This window comes from Actinoplanes sp. NPDC023801 (genome assembly GCF_040639655.1).
Lineage (GTDB): Bacteria > Actinomycetota > Actinomycetes > Mycobacteriales > Micromonosporaceae > Actinoplanes.
Genome location: NZ_JBFAAI010000037.1, coordinates 16,896 through 36,445, shown reverse-complemented (window position 1 = coordinate 36,445; position 19,550 = coordinate 16,896). Strand labels below are relative to the sequence as shown.

The 19,550-nt window shown below is 69.6% G+C and carries 21 protein-coding genes; 19 read left to right on the top strand and 2 right to left on the bottom strand.

The features are described from left to right. Positions 1-40 precede the first annotated feature (40 nt). The 11 genes from AB0G04_RS39290 (at position 41) to AB0G04_RS39240 (ending at position 11,199) form a co-directional block, all read left to right on the top strand. Positions 41-472: a hypothetical protein gene (locus tag AB0G04_RS39290; RefSeq protein WP_360994154.1), complete on the top strand. Its 432-nt coding sequence runs from the start codon at positions 41-43 to the stop codon at positions 470-472. A gap of 167 nt (positions 473-639) precedes the next feature. Further along, entirely contained in the window at positions 640-1,689 is a 1,050-nt protein-coding gene (locus AB0G04_RS39285; RefSeq protein ID WP_360994151.1) for a hypothetical protein, read from the top strand. Between the two features lie 79 nt (positions 1,690-1,768). Further along, positions 1,769-2,218 carry a DUF948 domain-containing protein gene (locus AB0G04_RS39280; protein ID WP_360994149.1) on the top strand — a complete coding sequence of 150 codons (450 nt, stop codon included), beginning with the start codon at positions 1,769-1,771 and terminating at the stop codon, positions 2,216-2,218. 24 nt (positions 2,219-2,242) lie between these two features. Next, positions 2,243-2,533, top strand: a complete 291-nt coding sequence (locus tag AB0G04_RS39275) for a hypothetical protein (RefSeq protein WP_360994147.1) — start codon at positions 2,243-2,245, stop codon at positions 2,531-2,533. Then, positions 2,530-5,211: an alanine--tRNA ligase gene (alaS, locus tag AB0G04_RS39270; protein WP_360994145.1), complete on the top strand. Its 2,682-nt coding sequence runs from the start codon at positions 2,530-2,532 to the stop codon at positions 5,209-5,211. The genes AB0G04_RS39275 and alaS overlap by 4 nt, the downstream gene beginning before the upstream one ends. A gap of 258 nt (positions 5,212-5,469) precedes the next feature. After that, positions 5,470-5,931, top strand: coding sequence for a Holliday junction resolvase RuvX (ruvX, locus tag AB0G04_RS39265; RefSeq protein WP_360994142.1), 462 nt, complete (start codon positions 5,470-5,472; stop codon positions 5,929-5,931). Between the two features lie 12 nt (positions 5,932-5,943). Continuing rightward, positions 5,944-7,116 (top strand): endolytic transglycosylase MltG, encoded by a 1,173-nt coding sequence (gene mltG / locus AB0G04_RS39260; protein WP_360994139.1) that lies wholly within the window; start codon positions 5,944-5,946, stop codon positions 7,114-7,116. Positions 7,117-7,341: 225 nt separating this feature from the next. Next, a complete protein-coding gene (mltG, locus tag AB0G04_RS39255; protein WP_360994135.1) occupies positions 7,342-8,523 on the top strand; it encodes an endolytic transglycosylase MltG in 1,182 nt (393 codons plus the stop codon). Between the two features lie 31 nt (positions 8,524-8,554). Next, positions 8,555-9,439 (top strand): shikimate dehydrogenase, encoded by an 885-nt coding sequence (locus tag AB0G04_RS39250; protein ID WP_360994132.1) that lies wholly within the window; start codon positions 8,555-8,557, stop codon positions 9,437-9,439. 78 nt (positions 9,440-9,517) lie between these two features. Beyond that, on the top strand, positions 9,518-10,696 hold the full coding sequence (gene aroC / locus AB0G04_RS39245; protein WP_360994129.1) for a chorismate synthase: 1,179 nt from the start codon (positions 9,518-9,520) through the stop codon (positions 10,694-10,696). After that, the gene (locus AB0G04_RS39240; RefSeq protein WP_360994126.1) at positions 10,696-11,199 is read left to right on the top strand and encodes a shikimate kinase; all 504 of its coding nucleotides are present in this window, start codon (positions 10,696-10,698) and stop codon (positions 11,197-11,199) included. Before aroC ends, AB0G04_RS39240 begins: the two co-directional genes overlap by 1 nt. 135 nt (positions 11,200-11,334) lie before the next feature. Here the strand turns inward: AB0G04_RS39240 and AB0G04_RS39235 are convergent, their stop codons facing one another. Continuing rightward, complete coding sequence (locus tag AB0G04_RS39235) at positions 11,335-12,045, bottom strand: Clp protease N-terminal domain-containing protein (RefSeq protein WP_360994123.1); 711 nt, start codon at positions 12,043-12,045, stop codon at positions 11,335-11,337. A 111-nt stretch (positions 12,046-12,156) separates the two neighbouring features. Here AB0G04_RS39235 and aroB point away from each other — a divergent pair, with 111 nt between their 5' ends. From aroB to nusB, 4 genes are all read left to right on the top strand, one after another. After that, complete coding sequence (gene aroB, locus AB0G04_RS39230; RefSeq protein WP_360994120.1) at positions 12,157-13,221, top strand: 3-dehydroquinate synthase; 1,065 nt, start codon at positions 12,157-12,159, stop codon at positions 13,219-13,221. Then, positions 13,218-13,637 (top strand): type II 3-dehydroquinate dehydratase, encoded by a 420-nt coding sequence (gene aroQ / locus AB0G04_RS39225; RefSeq protein ID WP_360994117.1) that lies wholly within the window; start codon positions 13,218-13,220, stop codon positions 13,635-13,637. Before aroB ends, aroQ begins: the two co-directional genes overlap by 4 nt. A gap of 92 nt (positions 13,638-13,729) precedes the next feature. Then, positions 13,730-14,287, top strand: a complete 558-nt coding sequence (gene efp, locus AB0G04_RS39220) for an elongation factor P (RefSeq protein ID WP_360994114.1) — start codon at positions 13,730-13,732, stop codon at positions 14,285-14,287. Further along, positions 14,287-14,721: a transcription antitermination factor NusB gene (nusB, locus tag AB0G04_RS39215; protein WP_360994111.1), complete on the top strand. Its 435-nt coding sequence runs from the start codon at positions 14,287-14,289 to the stop codon at positions 14,719-14,721. The genes efp and nusB overlap by 1 nt, the downstream gene beginning before the upstream one ends. 182 nt (positions 14,722-14,903) lie before the next feature. On the opposite strand, the gene AB0G04_RS39210 is transcribed toward nusB, so the two are convergent. Further along, the gene (locus AB0G04_RS39210; protein ID WP_014446326.1) at positions 14,904-15,392 is read right to left on the bottom strand and encodes a transcriptional regulator; all 489 of its coding nucleotides are present in this window, start codon (positions 15,390-15,392) and stop codon (positions 14,904-14,906) included. 309 nt (positions 15,393-15,701) lie between these two features. On the opposite strand from AB0G04_RS39210, the gene pyrR reads away from it, so the two are divergent. From pyrR to carA, 4 genes are read left to right on the top strand one after another with little or no spacing between them, the layout of a single operon-like run. Further along, the gene (gene pyrR / locus AB0G04_RS39205) at positions 15,702-16,262 is read left to right on the top strand and encodes a bifunctional pyr operon transcriptional regulator/uracil phosphoribosyltransferase PyrR (RefSeq protein WP_360994108.1); all 561 of its coding nucleotides are present in this window, start codon (positions 15,702-15,704) and stop codon (positions 16,260-16,262) included. Beyond that, entirely contained in the window at positions 16,259-17,179 is a 921-nt protein-coding gene (locus tag AB0G04_RS39200; RefSeq protein ID WP_360994105.1) for an aspartate carbamoyltransferase catalytic subunit, read from the top strand. Before pyrR ends, AB0G04_RS39200 begins: the two co-directional genes overlap by 4 nt. Then, a complete protein-coding gene (locus AB0G04_RS39195) occupies positions 17,176-18,441 on the top strand; it encodes a dihydroorotase (RefSeq protein ID WP_360994102.1) in 1,266 nt (421 codons plus the stop codon). Before AB0G04_RS39200 ends, AB0G04_RS39195 begins: the two co-directional genes overlap by 4 nt. Then, entirely contained in the window at positions 18,441-19,547 is a 1,107-nt protein-coding gene (carA, locus tag AB0G04_RS39190; RefSeq protein ID WP_360994099.1) for a glutamine-hydrolyzing carbamoyl-phosphate synthase small subunit, read from the top strand. Before AB0G04_RS39195 ends, carA begins: the two co-directional genes overlap by 1 nt. Positions 19,548-19,550: the final 3 nt, after the last annotated feature.

Genomic DNA, 19,550 nt, shown 5'->3' with positions numbered 1-19,550 from the left:
GTTTCCAATGGTCCGAGCCATCCTCACGGTCCGAACAGCAATGCGCCGAACCGCAACATCCCCGACGCTGACGATCGCGGTCCCGATGGCCGGGGCCCGGACGGTGGACCGTCACGGGTCATGGGTGCCGCCGGCCGCCAAGGTCCCGGCAGGGGCGCCGCAGTGCCCGGCCGTCCCGGTACGGTCCCGGACGGCGAGCCGTCAGGTCTGCCGGGCCGCGGTCCTTCAGGCCCGGACGGCGCCCCGGGCCGTGTCGGTCCCGGTATGGGCCAGGGCGTTCCCGGCGCGGGTGCCGGTGGCCCCGGTGTGGCCGGTCCCGGACGCACCGGCACGGACGGTCCGTCGCGGGCCATGGGCGGTGCGGGAGTGCCGGGTCGTGTCCCGGCAGGCCCCGATGGACCGCAGCGCGGCGCGGGCGGCGCCGTACCCGGCCGCCCCGGCGCACCGATGGACGGCCCGTCACACGGCGTGACCAGGCCCGCAGGCCCGGACGGTCCGTCGCGGGCGGTGGGTGGTGCTTCGGTTCCGGGTCGTGGGCCGGACGGACTCGATGGTCCGTCGCGGGCGGTGGGTGGTGCCTCCGTTCCGGGTCGTGGGCCGGCGGGCGAGGGCCCGTCGCGGGCGGTCGGTGGTGCTTCGGTGCCCGGACGCGGGCCGGGCGTGGACGGACTCGACGGCGGCGACCGACCGGGCGGCCGCCCGGGTGAGGGCATGGCACCCGGCGGACCGGGCACGGCACGCGGTGGCGCGCAGGTGCCGGGCCGCGGCGTTCCGGACGGCGGGACGGCGGTAGCCGGTGCCGCTGCTGTGGGCGCGGCATCGGTGGGCGCCTCCGCTCCCGGGCGGGGGTCGGTCGGCCGTGACGGTGACCGTGAGACCGGGCGTGGCGTTTCCGCAGCCGGTGCCGGGGGTGTGAGCGGCCGGGTGGTCACCGGTACCAGGGCGGCTGCTCCGGGCGTACCCGATGACGGGTTCGAGAATGCCAAGGGTGACGCCGCGCCGGAGGGTGGTCTGCGCGGGGCGAGCGCCGAGCTGCGCCAGAAGTTGCGCACCGAGCGCCGCCTGCGACTGATCACCCTGGTGTCGCTGGCCGCTCTGGTGCTGCTGGTGCTGCCGGCGTTCTTCGGTATCCGGGCGATGACGAGTGACCCGGTGCTTGCTTCGCTGGATTCGTTGCAGGTGCCGGCCTGGGCCTCGAAGAACGCGACCGAGTTCGAGAGCGGCAACAGTCTGTGCATCATGGAGTGCGAGTTCCGGGAGCGGGTGACCGAGTCGGACCAGCCGTTCGCTGAGACGTCGAAGGTCTACACGACGGCGCTGAAGTCGGCGGGGTGGACCGAGCGCAGGGTGGCGGGGTGCCCGGAGTCGCCGATCCGGGAGGACGAGGGCGTCTATTCCTGCTGGGAGCGGGACGAACTCACATTGGACCTGTCGGTGGGCCTTCCGGGCTGCGCGGTGGATCAGCTGGCGGCGGAGCAGAATCCGTCGGCGGGTGCGGAGGCCGTGGAGCCACCGGTGCCCGGCGAGTGCGTGGGTTCGACGGTGCGGATCAAGGTGTGGAACGCGATCGTCGACGAGCGCGGCAAGACGGACACCGCGCCGGGACCGGTGGGGCAGACGCCGGATGCGGTTCTGCGGACCGACGATTCCATCTTCCAGCAGACACAGCCGACACCCGAGGCGTCGTGACGCGTGCGGTGGTCACGGACGGTAGGGTCTGTTGGTCGACCCGCCGAACCGTGACCACCCGAAGAGGAGAACGCGCCACATGGATGCCGGAGATATCGCAGGTCTGATCGCGGCGGGCGCCTTCCTGATGCTCGTCCTGGTGCTGGCCGTGCCGATCCTGAAGCTGGGACGCACGATCGATGCCACCACCCACGCGATCAACGACGTGGTGGACCGGACGGGTCCGCTGCTCACCAACGTGAACACCACGGTGGAGAACGTGAACACCGCTCTCACCCAGACCCAGGTCACTTTGGACGGGGTGAATCTGCAGCTCGCGAAGGTCGACACGATGACCGAGCACGCGCAGAACATCACCGCCAACGTCGCCAACCTGGTCACCGTCGTCTCGGCGGCCGCGGCGAACCCGCTGGTCAAGGTGGCCTCGTTCGGGTACGGGCTGCGCAAGGCCGCCAACGCGCGCCGCAGCGCCGAGGACGAGCGTGAGGTCCGTGCCGCCATCAAGCAGCGCCGCAAGGCCGCCCGCTGACCTCCAGGAAAGGTAACGCCCGTCATGAAGCGCCTGCTGTGGCTCGGCGTCGGCTTGGCCGTCGGCGCCCTCGTCGTCCGCAAGTTGAACCAGAAGGCCAACGAGTTCACCCCGACCGGGATCGCCACCTCCCTGTCGGAATCCGCTGGCGGCCTCGTCGAGTCGCTGCGTAGCTTCGTGGAGGACGTCCGCGAGGGAATGGCCGAGCGGGAACATCAGATCCACGAGGCGTTCGCCGCGGGGGAGCTGTACGAGGACAAATTCGCCGAGTTGCGTGACGACGCGCCGCCCGGCTCGCAGGAGGGACATCGATGAGAACGGCGGAAGTGAAGCGGCGCTTTCTGGCGCATTTCGAGGCGAACGGGCACACGGTGGTCCCGAGTGCCCCGCTGCCGGCTATCGACGACCCGAACCTGCTGTTCATCAACGCCGGCATGGTGCAGTTCGTCCCGTTCTTCCTGGGTCAGCGGACCCCGCCGTACCAGCGCGCCGCGAGCGTGCAGAAGTGCATCCGGACGCCGGACATCGACGAGGTCGGCAAGACCAGCCGGCACGGCACGTTCTTCCAGATGAACGGCAACTTCTCGTTCGGTGACTACTTCAAGGCGGGCGCGATCCCGCTGGCGTGGGAGCTGTCGACGAAGCCGGTCTCGGAGGGCGGTTTCGGCCTCGATCCGGAGAAGATCTGGGCGACGGTCTACCTCGACGACGACGAGGCCATCGAGATCTGGAAGCAGACCGGCATGCCGGCGGAGCGGATCGTGCGCCGCGGCAAGAAGGACAACTTCTGGTCGATGGGCATCCCCGGTCCGGCCGGCCCGTGCTCGGAGCTCTACTACGACCGCGGCCCGGCCTACGGCAAAGAGGGCGGCCCTGAGGTCGACGAGGACCGTTACCTCGAGTTCTGGAACCTCGTCTTCATGCAGCACGAGATCACCGACGTGAAGTCGAAGGAGGACTTCACGATCGTCGGTGACCTGCCGAAGCAGAACATCGACACCGGCATGGGCCTGGAGCGCATCGCGTCGATCCTGCAGGGCGTCGACAACCTGTACGAGATCGACGAGGTCCGGCCGATCCTCGCCAAGGCCGCGGAGATGACCGGCCGGGAGTACGGCAAGCGTTCCGGCCACGCGGCGTCCGAGAGCCACCCCGACGACGTACGCCTGCGGGTGATCGCGGACCACGTGCGTACCGCGCTGATGCTGATCGGTGACGGTGTCACGCCGACGAACGAGGGCCGCGGCTACGTGCTGCGCCGGATCATGCGCCGGGCGATCCGGTCGATCCGCCTGCTCGGCTGGCAGGAGCGGGCGCTGCCGATCCTGCTGCCCATCGCGCGGGACTGCATGGCCCCGTCGTACCCGGAGCTGGCGTCGGACTTCGAGCGGATCTCGACGTACGCGTACGCGGAGGAGGACCAGTTCCTCTCCACGCTGAAGTCGGGCACCACGATCCTGGATCTGGCGATCACCGACACCAAGAAGGAGGGCGGCCGGCAGCTTTCCGGTGACAAGGCCTTCCAGCTGCACGACACGTACGGCTTCCCGATCGACCTGACCTTGGAGATCGCGCAGGAGCAGGGCCTCGACGTCGACCACGAGGGCTTCCGGCGGCTGATGGCCGACCAGCGGGCCCGGGCGAAGGCGGACGCGGCCGCGCGCAAGACCGGTCACGCGGACCTTTCGTCGTACCGTTCGGCGCTGGACGCGGGCGGCCCGGTCGAGTTCACCGGTTACCAGGAGATCACGCGCGAGTCGCGGGTCCGGGCGCTGATCGGTGACTCGGGCCGGATCGAGGTCGCGGGCGAGGGCGACTTCGTCGAGCTGGTCCTCGACACCACGCCGTTCTACGCCGAGGGTGGTGGCCAGCAGGCCGACACCGGTGTGATCAACGTGGGCGGGGGCCGCCTGGAGATCGTCGACGTGCAGCAGCCGCTGCCCGGCCTGATCGTGCACAAGGCGCGGGTGGTCCGGGGCGAGGTGCGCGCGGGTGAGACGGCGCTGGCCGAGATCGACGTGACTCGCCGGAAGGCGATCTCGCGGTCGCACACGGCGACGCACCTGGTTCACCAGACGATGCGGAACTTCCTCGGCGAGTCGGCGACGCAGGCGGGTTCGCTGAACGCGCCGGGCCGGCTGCGGTTCGACTTCCACACGCCGGGCGCGGTCAACCCGTCGGTGCTGTTCGACGTCGAGCAGCAGATCAACGAGGTGCTGCTGCGCGACCTCGAGGTGAACGCCTTCGTCACCTCGCAGGAGGAGGCGCGGCGTCTCGGGGCGATGGCGCTGTTCGGCGAGAAGTACGGCGACGAGGTCCGCGTCGTCGAGGTCGGCGACTACGCGCGTGAGCTGTGCGGTGGCACCCACGTCGCGCGGTCGGGCCAGCTGGGCCTCGTCAAGATCCTCAACGAGTCGTCGATCGGCTCCGGGGTGCGCCGTGTGGAGGCGCTCGTCGGCCTGGACGCGTTCAGTTTCCTGGCGAAGGAGCACCTGCTGGTGTCCCGCCTCGCCGACCTCTTCCGGGTGCCGGGCGACCAGGTGGCCGACCGGGTCGAGCAGACCGTGACGGCGCTGCGCGACGCGGAGAAGGAACTGGAGAAGCTGCGGGCGCAGATGGTTCTGGGTGGGGCGGCGGCGCTTGCCGGCCAGGCGAAGGACGTACGCGGGGTGGCCTACGTCGGCACCGAGGCGCCGCAGGGCGCGGCCGGTAACGATGTGCGGACGCTGGCGCAGGAGATCCGCGGCAAGATCGACGCGGCGCGCCCGGCGGTGGTCGCGGTGACCGCCCGTGCCAACGGCAAGGCGTCGCTGATCGTGGCGATCAACGGTGCGGCGAAGAGCCGGGGTGTTTCGGCGCAGGACCTGGTCCGGGCGGCGCTGTCCGGCCGGGGTGGCGGCAACGCCGACCTGGCGCAGGGCGGCGGTGTCCCGGCGGACGAGGCTCCCCGCCTGCTGGCGGCGATCGAGCAGGCGGTCGCCGACAAGGCCTGATTCCCACGTGATGAGAACGCCCCGGACAACTCCGGGGCGTTTTCTTATCACGTTGGGTGATCGGGCGCTGCTGTTTGGGTACCCCGTTTCTTAGCAGAACTTTAGGCCTTGCCCCGGGCGGCGGCACTCCAGCCAGCGTTGGGGCTAAGCTCTGGGGCGCGATCGGGTGACGATCATCGAAGCGTACGATCGCTACTCTTCGCATCAATGCGTAATCGGGGACGGGAGATGCGGGTTGCTGCTGTGCAGGGTGGGAGCGTGACTCAGCGCTTCGCTCGGGGCGTCCGCCTGGGGGTGGACGTGGGTCAGGTGCGGGTCGGTGTCGCCAAGTGCGACCCGGACGGCATCCTGGCCAGTCCGGTGGTGACCGTGCCGCGGGACCAGGAGACCGGGGACGACGGCACTCCGAAGGACATGGCGGAGCTGGCTCGGCTGGTGGCCGAGCACGAGGCGACCGAGGTCGTCGTCGGGCTTCCGGTGGCGCTCAACGGGCGCGAGGGTGTGGCGGCCGGCCACGTCCGCGCCTACTCGGAGCGGCTCGCAGCGGTGCTCGCACCGGTGCCGGTGCTGCTGACCGACGAGCGCATGTCCACGGTCGTGGCCAGCCGCCGGCTCTCCGAGCGGGGTGTGAAAGGGAAACGCCAGCGTGCGGTCGTGGACCAGGCGGCCGCGGTGGAGATCCTGCAGGGCTGGCTCGACGCGCGGCGGAGGCAGGCTTAATTGATCGGCGAGATGGAAGACCTCAAGTACGAGAAAAACCCCGATCCCGGACGGTGGCGACACCGTAAGAAGGAGGGGAAGGGGCGTCCCGTCGCCGCGTTCGTGATTGTCCTGCTGCTGCTCGGTGGCCTGGGTGCCGGCGGCTGGTACGGCTATGACCGCTTTGCCGGCAGCTTCCTGGCCGCGGACTACGACGGTCCGGGCAGTGGCGAGGTGATCGTCGAGGTGAAGAAGGGCGACAGTGCCTCCGCGATCGCTCAGACATTGCTCGACAAGGGCGTGGTGAAGAGTACGAACGCCTTCGTCAACGCGGCCAAGGAGAACTCCGACAGTACGGGCATCCAGGTCGGATCGTACAAGCTTCGGAAGCAGATGAAGGCCAGCGACGCGCTGCTGATGCTGCTGGACCTGAAGAACAAGTACGTCGAAGGTGTGGTCACCATCCCCGAGGGGTGGACCAAGATGCAGGTGTTCGAGGCGTTCTCCAAGGAGACCGGCATCAAGTACGAGGAGTTCGAGAAGGCCGCCGCGGACATCTCGAAGCTCGGCGTCTCGTCCGTCTGGCTGAAGCGGACCGACGGCAAGAAGGTCGACAAGTCCAACATCGAGGGCTTCCTCTACCCGGCGACCTACGAGATCCCGGAGAACCCCACCGCGACCGTGATCCTCAAACAGGTGATCGCGAAGTTCAACGCGGAGATGAAAAAGCTCGACTTCGCCGCCAAGGCACAGAGCAAACTCAAGATTTCGCCGTACGAGGCGCTGGTCGCCGCCTCGATCACCCAGGTCGAGGCCCTGCTGCCGGAGGACATGGGTCCGGTGTCGCGGGTCCTCTACAACCGCGCGTACACCGGTGACTTCCCCTGTGGCTGCCTGCAGCTGGACAGCACGGTCAACTACTGGCTCCGGTTGAACGGCAAAGAGGGCAAGTCTTCCGAGAAGCTGACGATCGACGAGATGCACGGCGAGAACAACCCGTACCGGTACAACGCCCCGGGCATGTCGATCGGGCCGATCAGCAATCCGGGTGAGATCGCACTCAAAGGCGCGATCGACGCCCCCAAGAGTCCCTACTTCTTCTTCGTGACGATCGACGCCAAGGGGACAATGGCGTACGGCAAGACGTTCGACGAGCACAACGCCAACATCCAGGTCGCCTGCAGGAACGGCATCCCGATCTGCTGAGAAAGGTGCCGGCCTCCACCCTGACGGGTTCGAGTGACCGGCCGGAGTTGCCCCGGCCGGTCACTGCACGTTAGGCAGGATCGCAGGGGTGGGCGGGGAGGCATCGATGTGGGTATGGTGCGCGTCAGTGTGCTGGTCACGAACTGACCGCGGATCGGCCGTCGTGGGGACGGCCGTGATGGGTACCCCGCGGAGTCGGCCGGACGGGCAGCGGAGGCAGACGAGATGATCGACGAACTGGACGTGGCGTTCGAAGAGGACGCCGAGCCGAGCGGGTCCCGGCGTAAGCACCGGGGCGGGAAAGGGCGGGGCCGGTCGGCCGTTGCGCTGGTCCTGACCCTGCTGCTGTTCGCGGTCCTGGGCGGTGGCGTCTACTTCGGTTACACCAAGGTGCAGAGCTTCTTCGTGGCCGCCGACTACGACGGCGCCGGAACCGGCCCGGTCGAGGTCACGATCGCCAAGAACTCCTCGCTCACCGAGATCGGCAACGCACTGGTCAAGGTCGACGTGGTGAAGAGCACGAAGGCGTTCCTGGAGGCTGCCGAGGCTGAGCCGCGCAGCAAGAACATCCAGTCCGGCACGTACGTCCTGCGCCGGCAGATGGCCGCGAAGTACGCCGTCACCCAGCTTCTCGACCCGAACACCCGGCTCAGCCGCGGAGTGACGATCCCCGAGGGCAAGACCGCCAAGCAGACCTACGAGCTGCTCGCGAAGGGCACCGGCATCCCGGTGAAGGACTTCGTGGAGGCCGCGAAGGACCCGATCGCGCTCGGTGTGCCCGACTGGTGGTTCAAGCGCAACGACGGCAAACAGGTGTCCAAGACCGTGGAGGGCTTCCTCTTCCCGGACACGTACGAGTTCGACCCGAAGGCGAGCGCCGAGCAGGTGCTGCGCACCATGGTCGGCCGATTCCTGACGGTGAGCGGTGAGATGGCCTTCGCCGACGAGGTGCAGCGCAACCGCAAGGTGTCGCCGTACGAGGCACTCATCGTCGCGTCGCTCGCACAGGCCGAGGCCGGGGTCGCCGCCGACCTGCCCAAGGTGGCCCGGGTCGCCTACAACCGGGCGTACGTCAAGGACATGGTCCTGCAGTTCGACGTGACCACGAACTACTGGCTCGAACTGAACGGCAAGGACCCCAAGCACTCGGGCAGTCTCCTGACGAAGGAGATGGAGGACCCGAAGAACCCGTACAACACCGAGATCGTCAAGGGCCTGCCGGTCGGACCGATCAACAGTCCGGGCAAGGCGGCGCTGATCGGGTCGATGAAGCCGGCCACCGGGCCGTGGCTGTTCTTCGTCGCGGTCGACAAGAAGGGCAACTCGGCGTTCGCGGTCACCGACGCCGAGCACCAGAAGAACGTGCAGAAGGCCTGCGCCAACGGCATCGACCTCTGCGGGAAATAGGCTCTTCGCCCGGCCCCGTAAAGTGGGCCGGGTGCAGAGCCAAGACGAGACCCCGTCCAGCGGCCGGAAGGTCGCCGTGTGCGGTAAGCCGATCGCACACTCGCTCTCCCCGGTGATCCACAATGCCGGATTCGCCGCCGCCGGCCTGACCGGGTGGACGTACGAGGCGATCGAATGCGCCGCGTCCGAGCTGCCGGATCTGGTGGCCGGGCTGGGCCCGGAGTGGGCCGGCCTGTCGCTGACCATGCCGCTCAAGGAGGCCGCGCTGCGGCTGGCCACCTCGGCGTCACCGGTCGCCATCGCGGCCGGCGTGGCGAACACCCTGGTCCGTCAGCCCGACGGTTCCTGGCACGCCGACAACACCGACGTCCCCGGCATGGTCCACGTGCTGCGGGAAGCGGGTCTGGGCCTGAGCCGGGGCCGGCACGCGGTCAAGGAGGCGCCCCCGCGGATCACCGTGCTCGGTGGCGGCGGCACCGCCCGCGCCGCCCTCGCGGCCGCGGCCGAGCTGGGCGCCGAGACGGTCACCGTGGTGACCCGCCGCCCGGACGCCCGGGAGGAGCTGGAGCCGGTCGCCGTGGCCCTGGGCATCACCCTTGCGGGTGTCGCCTGGCCGGCGGCGGAGGGCGCCTTCGACGCCGACGCGGTCCTGTCCACGGTTCCCAAGGGTGCCGCCGACGATCTCGCCGAGCGGGTGACCTGGCGGCCCGGCAGTGTGTATTTCGACGCTCTCTACGACCCGTGGCCGACGCCGCTGGCCGCCTCGGCGACGAAGCACGACGTTCCGGTGGTCTCCGGGCTGGACCTGCTGCTGGCCCAGGCGCTCAGCCAGTTCGAGCAGTTCACCGGGGTCCGTCAGGCCCCCGAGGAGGCCATGCGCCTGGCGCTGGAGGACGCTGTCCGGGCTCGCGGCTGAGCGTCCCGCCGGTGTCCGTCAGGCGGGATGGGGACGGCCTCGTGCCGTCCCGCCCTGGTGGCGTGCCAGACTGTTGCCGTGTTGCGCTGGCTGACTGCAGGAGAATCGCACGGACCGGCGCTCGTCGCGCTGCTCGAGGGTGTCCCCGCCGGGATCGAGGTGACGAGCGCTGACATCACCCGTGATCTCGTGCGCCGGCGCCTCGGCTACGGCCGCGGCGCCCGGATGAAGTTCGAGCAGGACGAGCTCGAGATCATCGGCGGTATCCGGCACGGGGTGACCCAGGGATCGCCGGTCGCGATCCGGATCGGCAACACCGAGTGGCCCAAGTGGCAGACCGTGATGGCGGCCGACCCGGTCGACGCCGAGGTGCTCGCGGCCCAGTCGCGCAACGCCCCGCTGACCCGTCCGCGTCCCGGTCACGCCGACCTGGCCGGCATGCAGAAGTACGGGCATGCCGACGCCCGCCCGATCCTGGAGCGCGCCAGCGCCCGGGAGACCGCGGCTCGCGTCGCCGTCGGTGTGGTCGCGAAGAAACTGATCAAGCAGGCGCTCGGCATCGACATCGTCTCGCACGTGATCGAGCTGGGTTCGGTCGCCGCAAAACCCGGCGTGATCCCGACCCCGGACGACTTCGACCGGATCGACGAGGACCCGCTGCGCTGCCTCGACCCGGAGGCCAGCGCCCGCATGGTGGCCGAGGTCGACGCCGCCAAGCAGGACGCGGACACGCTGGGTGGCATCGTCGAGGTCCTCGCCTGGAACGTACCGCCGGGTCTCGGCTCGCACGTGCAGTGGGACCGCAAGCTCGACGCCCGGCTCGCCACCGCGCTGATGTCGATCCAGTCCGTCAAGGGTGTCGAGATCGGAGACGGTTTCACCCAGGCCCGCTCGCGGGGTTCGGTGGCCCACGACGAGATCGTCCCGACGCCGGACGGCGTCAAGCGGGTCACCGACCGGGCCGGTGGCCTGGAGGGTGGCATCACCAACGGTGAGCCGCTGCGGGTCCGTGCCGCCCTGAAGCCGATCTCCTCGCTGAACCGGGCGCTGCAGACCGTCGACATCACCACCGGCGAGCCGGCCACCGCGATCAACCAGCGTTCCGACGTCTGCGCGGTTCCGGCCGGCGCGGTCGTCGCCGAGGCGATGGTGGCCCTGGTCCTGGCCGAGGCCGCGACCGAGAAGTTCGGTGGTGACTCGGTCGCCGAGATCCGGCGCAACCTCACGTCGTACCTCGACAACCTGATCATCCACTGATGGCCCCGGTCGCGGTCTTCGTCGGTGTGATGGGCGCCGGCAAGAGCACCGTCGGCAGGGCGGTCGCCGCCGAGCTGGGTGTGTCGTTCGCCGACACCGACGCGATCATCGAGGAGCGGGCCGGCAAGCCCATCCCGGAGATCTTCGTCGACGACGGCGAACCGGCCTTCCGTGCCCTTGAACGCCAGGTCGTCGCATCGTCGCTGGAGACGTTCGACGGCGTGCTCGCCCTGGGCGGCGGCGCGATCCTCGACGAGGACACCCGCAAGCTCCTGGCCGGTCACACGGTGGTCTACCTGTCGGTCGAGCTGCCCGATGCGATCAAGCGGGTCGGGCTGGGCGCCGGTCGCCCGTTGCTGGCGATGAATCCGCGGGCCACCCTGAAGTACCTGCTCGACCAGCGCCGCCCGCTCTACCTGGAGGTGGCCACTCACACGGTCACCACCGACGGCCGCGACGAGCAGGATGTGACCGCCGAGGTCCTCACCCGCTTGCGCGCCTGACAACCCCCGGCTGGCTCTCACCGCCGTCTCAAGCGGTGCGAGACAGCGGTGTGGGGTAGCCGGAGTGGCGGGGCTCGGGGTGGCCGTTGTCTCAGCGCAGCTGAGACAACGGCGGAGGCCAGCCGATTCTGGGGTTCAGTTCAGGCGGCTCTCCAGAGCCTCGATGCGCTTGACCAGCGGGGCCAGCTCGGCGCGAACCGCGTTGAGCAGCGCCGGCGGCGCGGCCGGGTCAGCGGTGGTGGCCCGCAGATGGGCGTAACCGGCGACAGCGGCGGCGACGGTGCGGCGGGCGGCCTTCCCGTCGACGGCACGGGAGCGCAGCAGCTCACCGGCGGCGCCTTCGGGCTCTGCGGCCAACCCGACGAGCAGATGTTCACACCCGACGTAGTTGTGCCCGAAGCCGATCGCCTCACCGACGGACAGTTCCAGGGCGATCGCCGCGGGCCCGCTGAACCGCAGGCCGTCGCCGGTGGCGGCAGGTTCGGCCACGGCCGGGGCGGTCAGTGATCCGGGGGCCACGTCCATCGCGGTGAGGATCTGCAAGCCCAGGTTCTGACCCTCGGTGAGCAGGCCGTGCAGCAGGTCACCCGTGGTGACTGAGACGGCGCCGGTCTCCCGGGCCCGGCCGGCGGCCAGGTTGAGCACGGTGATCAGGCGGGCGGTGAAGCTGGGCAGGCGCTCGGCGAGCCAGGCCGGGTCGATGTCGGTGAGGACGGCCTGGCGGATCGTGGTGATCCGGCGGACGGCCTGTTCCAGGGCTCGCTGGCAGATCGGGGAGACGGGCAGGCCGGTCTCGCGGACGGCGTCGGCGAGTTCGTCGGGCAGGTACACGTTGACTTTCGGCATGCGTCATGTGTAACCCCTATGGGGTCATCTGTATATAACCCCATATCCGAGGGGTGGAACGAGGGTGTGGGGGCATGAGTGCCACCCGGCGCACGCCCTAGGGTGTAGCCCGTGGTGACGCGGATTCCGGTGACGGGTGACCGTCCATATGACGTGGTGGTCGGCCGAGGGCTGGCGGGCGAACTGCCGGCGATGATCGAGGGCGCGGCCCGGGTGGCCGTGCTGCACCCGCCGACGCTCCGGGCCCGCGCGGAGGCGGTCGCCGCGTCGGCCGGTGTCGCGACCGTGGTGCCGATCGAGGTGCCCGACGCTGAGCGGGGCAAGTCGATCGAGGTCGCCGCCCGGTGCTGGGACGAGCTGGGGGCCGCGGGCTTCACCCGTACCGACGTGGTCGTGGGTGTCGGGGGCGGAGCGACCACCGACCTGGCCGGTTATGTGGCGGCTGCCTGGCTGCGTGGTGTCCGATGGGTGCCGGTGTCCACCTCGGTGGCCGGCATGGTCGACGCCGCGGTGGGCGGCAAGACCGCGGTGAACATCGCGGCCGGCAAGAACCTGGTCGGGGCCTTCCACCCGCCCGCCGGTGTGCTCTGCGACCTGGACGCGCTGGACACCCTGCCGGCGGAGGACATCGCGGCCGGTCTGGCCGAGGTGGTCAAGGGCGGTTTCATTGCCGACCCGCGGATCCTGGAGCTGATCGAGGCCGATCCGGCCGCCGCCCTGGACCCGCGCAGCGACGTGCTGCGGGAGCTGGTCGAGCGCAAGATCCGGGTGAAGGCGCACGTGGTCGGGGTGGACCTCAAGGAGTCCGGGCTGCGGGAGATCCTGAACTACGGGCACACCCTGGGTCACGCGATCGAGCGACGCGAGAAATACACCTGGAAGCACGGGCACGCCATCGCGGTGGGCCTGATCTTCGCGGCCGAGCTGGGACGGCTCACCGGGCGGCTGGACGACGCCACCGCCGACCGGCACCGGACGATCCTCGAAAGCCTGAAACTGCCCACGGCGTACGACCGGGATGCCTGGGCCGACCTGCTGCCCGCGATGCGCGTCGACAAGAAGGCCCGGGCCGCCACCCTGCGTTTCGTCGTCCTGGACGGCCTGGCGAAACCGGGCATCCTGGCCGGACCGGACGAGGCCCTGCTGGAGCGCGCCTACGCGGAGGTAGCCCGATGATCTACGTGCTGAACGGTCCGAACCTGGGCCGGCTGGGTCTGCGTGAGCCGGGGATCTACGGGTCTTCGACCTACAAGGACCTGGTCGAGATGTGCCAGACGGTCGCCGACGACCTGGGCCTCACGGTCGAGGTGCGACAGACCGACGCCGAGCCCCAGATGCTCGAGTGGCTCCACCGGGCGGCCGACGAGGGCGCCGACGTGGTGCTCAACCCGGGCGCGTGGACGCACTACAACTACGCCGTCCGGGACGCCTGCGCGATGCTGCGCGGCAAGCTGGTCGAGGTGCACATCTCCAACATCCACACCCGGGAGGAGTTCCGGCACCATTCGGTGATCTCGGCGGTCGCCACCGGGGTCATCGCGGGCCTGGGCTTTGACGGATATCGCCTGGCACTGGAGCACATCGCCCGGTAGGCCCGATTCGCTCCGGACGGCTTCGCGTCGGTAGACTCGTTCGGTCACCGATACGTATCAAGATCAACGGTCTGAGAAAACAAAGGCAGGACATGGCTTCCACCAACGACCTGAAGAACGGTTTGGTTCTCAACCTCGACAAGGAGCTGTGGTCCGTCGTTGAGTTCCAGCACGTCAAGCCCGGTAAGGGCCCCGCTTTCGTGCGCACCACGCTGAAGCACGTGCTGTCCGGCAAGGTCGTGGACAAGACCTTCAACGCCGGCACCAAGGTCGAGACCGCGACCGTTGACAAGCGCAGCATGCAGTACCTCTACCAGGACGGCGACGACTACGTCTTCATGGACCTGGACACCTACGACCAGATCCACGTCCCCGGCGCCACCGTGGGTGACAACGCCAACTACCTGCTTGGCGAGGCCGAGGTCACCGTCGCGCTGCACGAGGGCGTGCCGCTCTACATCGAGCTGCCGACCAGCGTCTTCCTCGAGGTCACCTACACCGAGCCGGGTCTGCAGGGCGACCGCTCCACCGGCGGTACCAAGCCGGCCACGGTCGAGACCGGCGCCACCGTCAACGTCCCGCTCTTCATCACCACCGGTGAGAAGATCAAGGTCGACACCCGCGACGGCCGCTACCTCGGCCGCAGCTGATGGCGGAAGGTCCCAAGAAGGAACGGCTCGCGCGTCGTAAGGCTCGCAAGCGAGCGCTGGACGTCCTTTTCGAGGCCGATCTCCGTGATCTGCCGCCGGGCCAGGTGCTGCTCACCTACCTGGACCGGATCGCCAAGCCACACCCCGATCACCTGGAGTACTCGAAGACCCTGATCGACGGTGTCGCCAAACACCTCGACCGGATCGACGAGCTGATCGCCAGTTACGCCGAGGGCTGGACGATCGACCGGATGCCCACGGTGGACCGCAACCTCGCCCGGATCGCGGTCTACGAGCTGCTCTTCGAGCCGGACGTGGACGACCCGGTGGCGATCACCGAGGCGGTCGAGCTGGCGAAGGAGATGTCGACCGACGACAGCCCGCGTTTTCTCAACGGGCTGCTCGACCGGATCGCGGCTTTCGCTACGCGCTGAACATGGGAACGGCCCGGGTCTTCGGATCCGGGCCGTTTTTCGTGTCCTGGCTTTCGAAGGTCCTGACTTTTGAAGACCCTGGCTTTCAAATGGTGCAAAATGGCGAAAGCCCGCGTCGGGGGGACGCGGGCTTTACGGGGGGCGCTACTGGCTGTTGCTGATTCTGTTAAGCCGGCCGAGGATCAGCTGGCGAAGAAGGCGCGCGGGTCAGCGACCAGGACGCCCTGCTCGGTCAGGCGCTCGATGAGGCCGGACGGCGAGATGTCGTACACGATGGCGAGCGCGCGCAGGTCGTCGGCCCGGATCGAGAGGACGCGGCCGTTGTAGTCGCCACGCTGCTGCTGGATCGCCCGGGCGTAACGCGCCACGTAAGCGAGGTCCTCGCCGGTGGTGTCGTACAGTTTCTCGAGGTCAAGCACGATCTTGTTGGTGGCCTCGAGCCGGATACCACTGCCGTCGGGCAGCAGCTCGGAGACGGGCACACGGTAGAAGTCGGCCAGTTCGGCCAGACGCGACACGGTGACGGCACGGTCACCCCGCTCGTAGGAGCCGACCACGACCGCCTTCCAGCGGCCGTTGGACTTCTCTTCGACACCCTGCAGGGACAGGCCCTGCTGCTGGCGGATGGAGCGCAGGCGAGCGCCCAGCGACTTCGCGTACTCAGACGGCATACGGACACTCCCGGTACTGTGCTGGCCCGGAGGGTTCTTTCCTCGCGGATCGCTACGCTGCGTGACGGTACGGAGTTTGCGACCGCCGGTCAAGTGTTGGTTACCGATGAGTCGCGCGGGCCCGCACCAAAGTTACCGGCTGTATCCCTAGACGGGGGGATTTGTCCGGTCTGCTCCAGTCGGGCACGTCACCATGGTCATCGCTGTATCCACTGGTAACGTAGCGTCAGCCATCGCGTCCGGGTCTTCCCTGGACTCGACCGACGTCCTTTAACGACCCGTCCCGTGAGGCGGGGAAGGAGGTCCGCCGTGGCACGACCACGCGCAGACGCACCCAGCAAGATCATTCTGGCGGAGTCCGACCTGCATCGGGTCGTCGACCGAATCGCCCACCAGATCCTCGAGAAGACCTCCGGCGCCACCGGAACCGTGCTGCTCGGCATCCCGACCCGCGGAGTACCCCTGGCTCACCGCCTCGCCGCGCGGATTCACGCGTTCGAGGGCGTCGAGGTGCCGGTCGGCTCGCTGGACATCACGCTCTACCGCGACGACCTGCGGCTCAAGGCCACCCGCGCGCTCGGCCGGACCGAGCTGCCGCCCGGCGGCATCGACGGCCTGCGGGTCATCCTGGTCGACGACGTGCTCTTCTCCGGCCGCTCGGTGCGGGCCGCCCTGGACGCGCTCAACGACGTCGGCCGGCCCAGCTCGGTACAGCTCGCGGTGCTCGTCGACCGCGGTCACCGCCAGTTGCCGATCCGCGCCGACTACGTGGGCAAGAACATCCCGACCGCGCTCAGCGAGAGCGTCAAGGTGACCCTCACCGAGACCGACGGCGCCGACGAGGTCAAACTGCTCGGAGGCCTCTCGTGATCAAGCATCTGCGCTCCGCCGCCGACCTGGACGCGGCCACCGCCACGCTGATCCTGGACACCGCCGGCGAGATGGCCGCCCTCTCCGGCCGCGAGGTGAAGAAGCTGCCCGCGCTGCGCGGCCGGACCGTGGTCAACCTGTTCTACGAGGACTCGACCCGGACCCGGATCTCCTTCGAGGCGGCCGCCAAGCGGCTCTCCGCCGACGTCATCAACTTCTCCGCCAAGGGTTCCAGCGTGTCCAAGGGCGAGAGCCTCAAGGACACCGCGCTGACCCTGCAGGCGATGGGTGCCGACGCCGTGGTGATCCGCCACTCGGCCAGCGGCGCGCCGCACCGGCTGGCGAACTGGGTGGACGGATCGGTCGTCAACGCCGGCGACGGGACGCACGAGCACCCGACCCAGGCGCTGCTCGACGCCTACACGATGCGCTCGCGCCTCGGCCGTCTCGACGGCCTGAGGGTCGCGATCGTGGGCGACGTCCTGCACAGCCGGGTCGCCCGCTCCAACGTCCTGCTGCTGACCACCCTCGGCGCACAGGTCACCGTGGTCGGCCCGCCGACCCTGATCCCGCTCGACGTCGCGGCGGCGCTCTCCGAGAAGACCCAGGTCTCCTACGATCTGGACGCGGTGCTGCCGGACAGCGACGTGGTGATGATGCTGCGGGTGCAGACCGAGCGGATGCAGGACTCCTACTTTCCCTCGGCCCGTGAGTACAGCCGCCGCTACGGCCTCGACGTCGGCCGCATGCGGAAACTGCCGGAGCACGCGATCGTCATGCACCCCGGCCCGATGAACCGCGGGATGGAGATCGCGCCCGAGGTGGCCGACTCGCCCCGCTCCACGATCGTCGAACAGGTCGCCAACGGCGTCAGCGTCCGGATGGCCGTCCTCTACCTGCTGCTGGGAGGCAAGTGATGGCGTACCTGATCAAGGGCGTCTCGATCCTCGGTGCCGAACCGACCGACCTGTACATCGCCGACGGCGTGATCGCCGGCGGGCCCGTCGAGGGCGCCGAGGTGATCGACGCGACCAGCCTGGTCGCGCTGCCCGGCCTGGTGGACGTGCACACCCACCTGCGTGAACCCGGCCGGGAGGATGCCGAGACCGTCGAGACCGGCTCCCGCGCGGCCGCCCTCGGCGGTTACACGGCCGTCTGCGCCATGGCGAACACCTCGCCGGTCGCCGACACCGCCGGCGTGGTGGAGCAGGTCTGGCGGCTGGGCCGGGAGGCCGGTCTGGTCGACGTGCAGCCGATCGGTGCCGTCACAGTGGGCCTGGCCGGCAAGCAGATGGCCGAGCTCGGCGCGATGGCCACCTCGGCGGCCGCCGTGCGGATCTTCTCCGACGACGGCTTCTGCGTCGCCGACCCGAAGCTGATGCGCCGCGCCCTGGAGTACGTGAAAGCGTTCGACGGCGTCATCGCCCAGCACGCCGAGGAGCCCCGGCTCACCGAGGGCGCCCAGATGCACGAGGGCGAGGTCAGCACCCGTCTCGGTCTCACCGGCTGGCCGGCCGTCGCCGAGGAGGCGATCATCGCCCGCGACGTGCTGCTCGCCGAGCACGTCGGCAGCCGCCTGCACGTCTGCCACGTCTCCACCGCCGGTTCGGTCGAGGTACTGCGCCAGGCCAAGGCTCGCGGCGTCCGGGTGACGGCCGAGGTCACCCCGCACCACCTGCTGCTCACCGACGAGCTGGCGGCGGGTTACGACCCGGTCTTCAAGGTCAACCCCCCGTTGCGTACGCGCAGCGACGTCGAAGCCCTGCGCCAGGCCCTGCTGGACGGGGTGATCGACGTGGTGGCCACCGACCACGCCCCGCACGCCGTGCAGGACAAGGAATGCGAGTGGGCGCACGCGCGGCCCGGCATGCTCGGTCTGGAGACGGCTCTGCCGATCGTGCTGAGCATCTACGGACCGCAGTGGGAGCTGATTGCCGACCGGATGTCGCGGGCCCCGGCCCGGATCGCCGGTCTGGCCGGGCACGGCGGTGAGCTGACCGCCGGCAGCCCGGCGAACCTCACGCTGGTGGACCCGTCCGCCCGCCGGGTCGTCGACCCCGCGGAGCTGGCGAGCCGCAGCCGCAACACGCCGTACGCGGGTATGACCCTGCCCGGTCGCATCGTCGCGACCTTCCTGCGGGGCGAGGCGACGGTTCTCGACGGGAAGGCAGTCAAGTAATGGCAAAGGCGATCCTCGTCCTCGAGGACGGGCGCACGTTCCACGGAAACGCGTACGGTGCGGTGGGTGAGACGTTCGGCGAGGCGGTCTTCACCACCGGGATGACCGGATATCAGGAGACGCTGACCGACCCGTCGTTCCACCGGCAGGTCGTCGTGCAGACCGCGCCGCAGATCGGCAACACCGGCGTCAACGACGAGGACGACGAGTCGGACCGCATCTGGGTCGCCGGCTACGTGGTCCGCGACCCGGCCCGCCGGCCGTCCAACTGGCGTTCCACCGGCGACCTCGGCGACCGGCTCAAGGCCGAGGGCGTCGTCGGCATCAGCGGCGTCGACACCCGGGCCCTCACCCGCCACCTGCGCGAACGCGGCGCCATGCGGGTCGGGGTGTCAAGCGTCGACCTCGATCCGCGCTCGCTGCTGCAGCGGGTGCAGGCCGAGCCGCAGATGCTCGGTGCCGACCTGTCCGCCCAGGTCACCACGCCGGAGCGCTACACGGTCCAGGCCGAGGGCGAGCACCGCTACACGGTCGCCGCGCTCGACCTGGGCATCAAGCGCAACGTCTCCCGGCGCCTGGCCGCGCGCGGTGTGACCACACACGTCTTCCCGGCCTCGTCCGCGATCGAGGACCTCCTCGCGGTCGGCCCGGACGCCGTGTTCTTCTCGCCCGGCCCCGGCGACCCGGCCACCGCCGACGGCCCGGTCGCGCTCGCGCGGGAGGTCATGCGCCGCCAGGTGCCGCTGTTCGGCATCTGCTTCGGCAGCCAGATCCTCGGGCGTGCGCTCGGCTTCGGTACCTACAAGCTGGGGTACGGCCACCGCGGCATCAACCAGCCGGTGCTCGACAAGACCACCGGCAAGGTCGAGGTGACCAGCCACAACCACGGTTTCGCCGTGGACGCCCCGGTCGGCGAGCGGGTCGACACCGAGTTCGGTGGTGTCGAGGTCTCGCACGTCTGCCTCAACGACAACGTGGTCGAGGGCCTGCGGGGCCTGGAGGTCCCGGCTTTCACCGTCCAGTACCACCCTGAGGCCGCTGCCGGCCCGCACGACGCCGACTACCTCTTCGACCGGTTCGTCGAGCTCGTGGAAAAGAAGGGCTGAGCA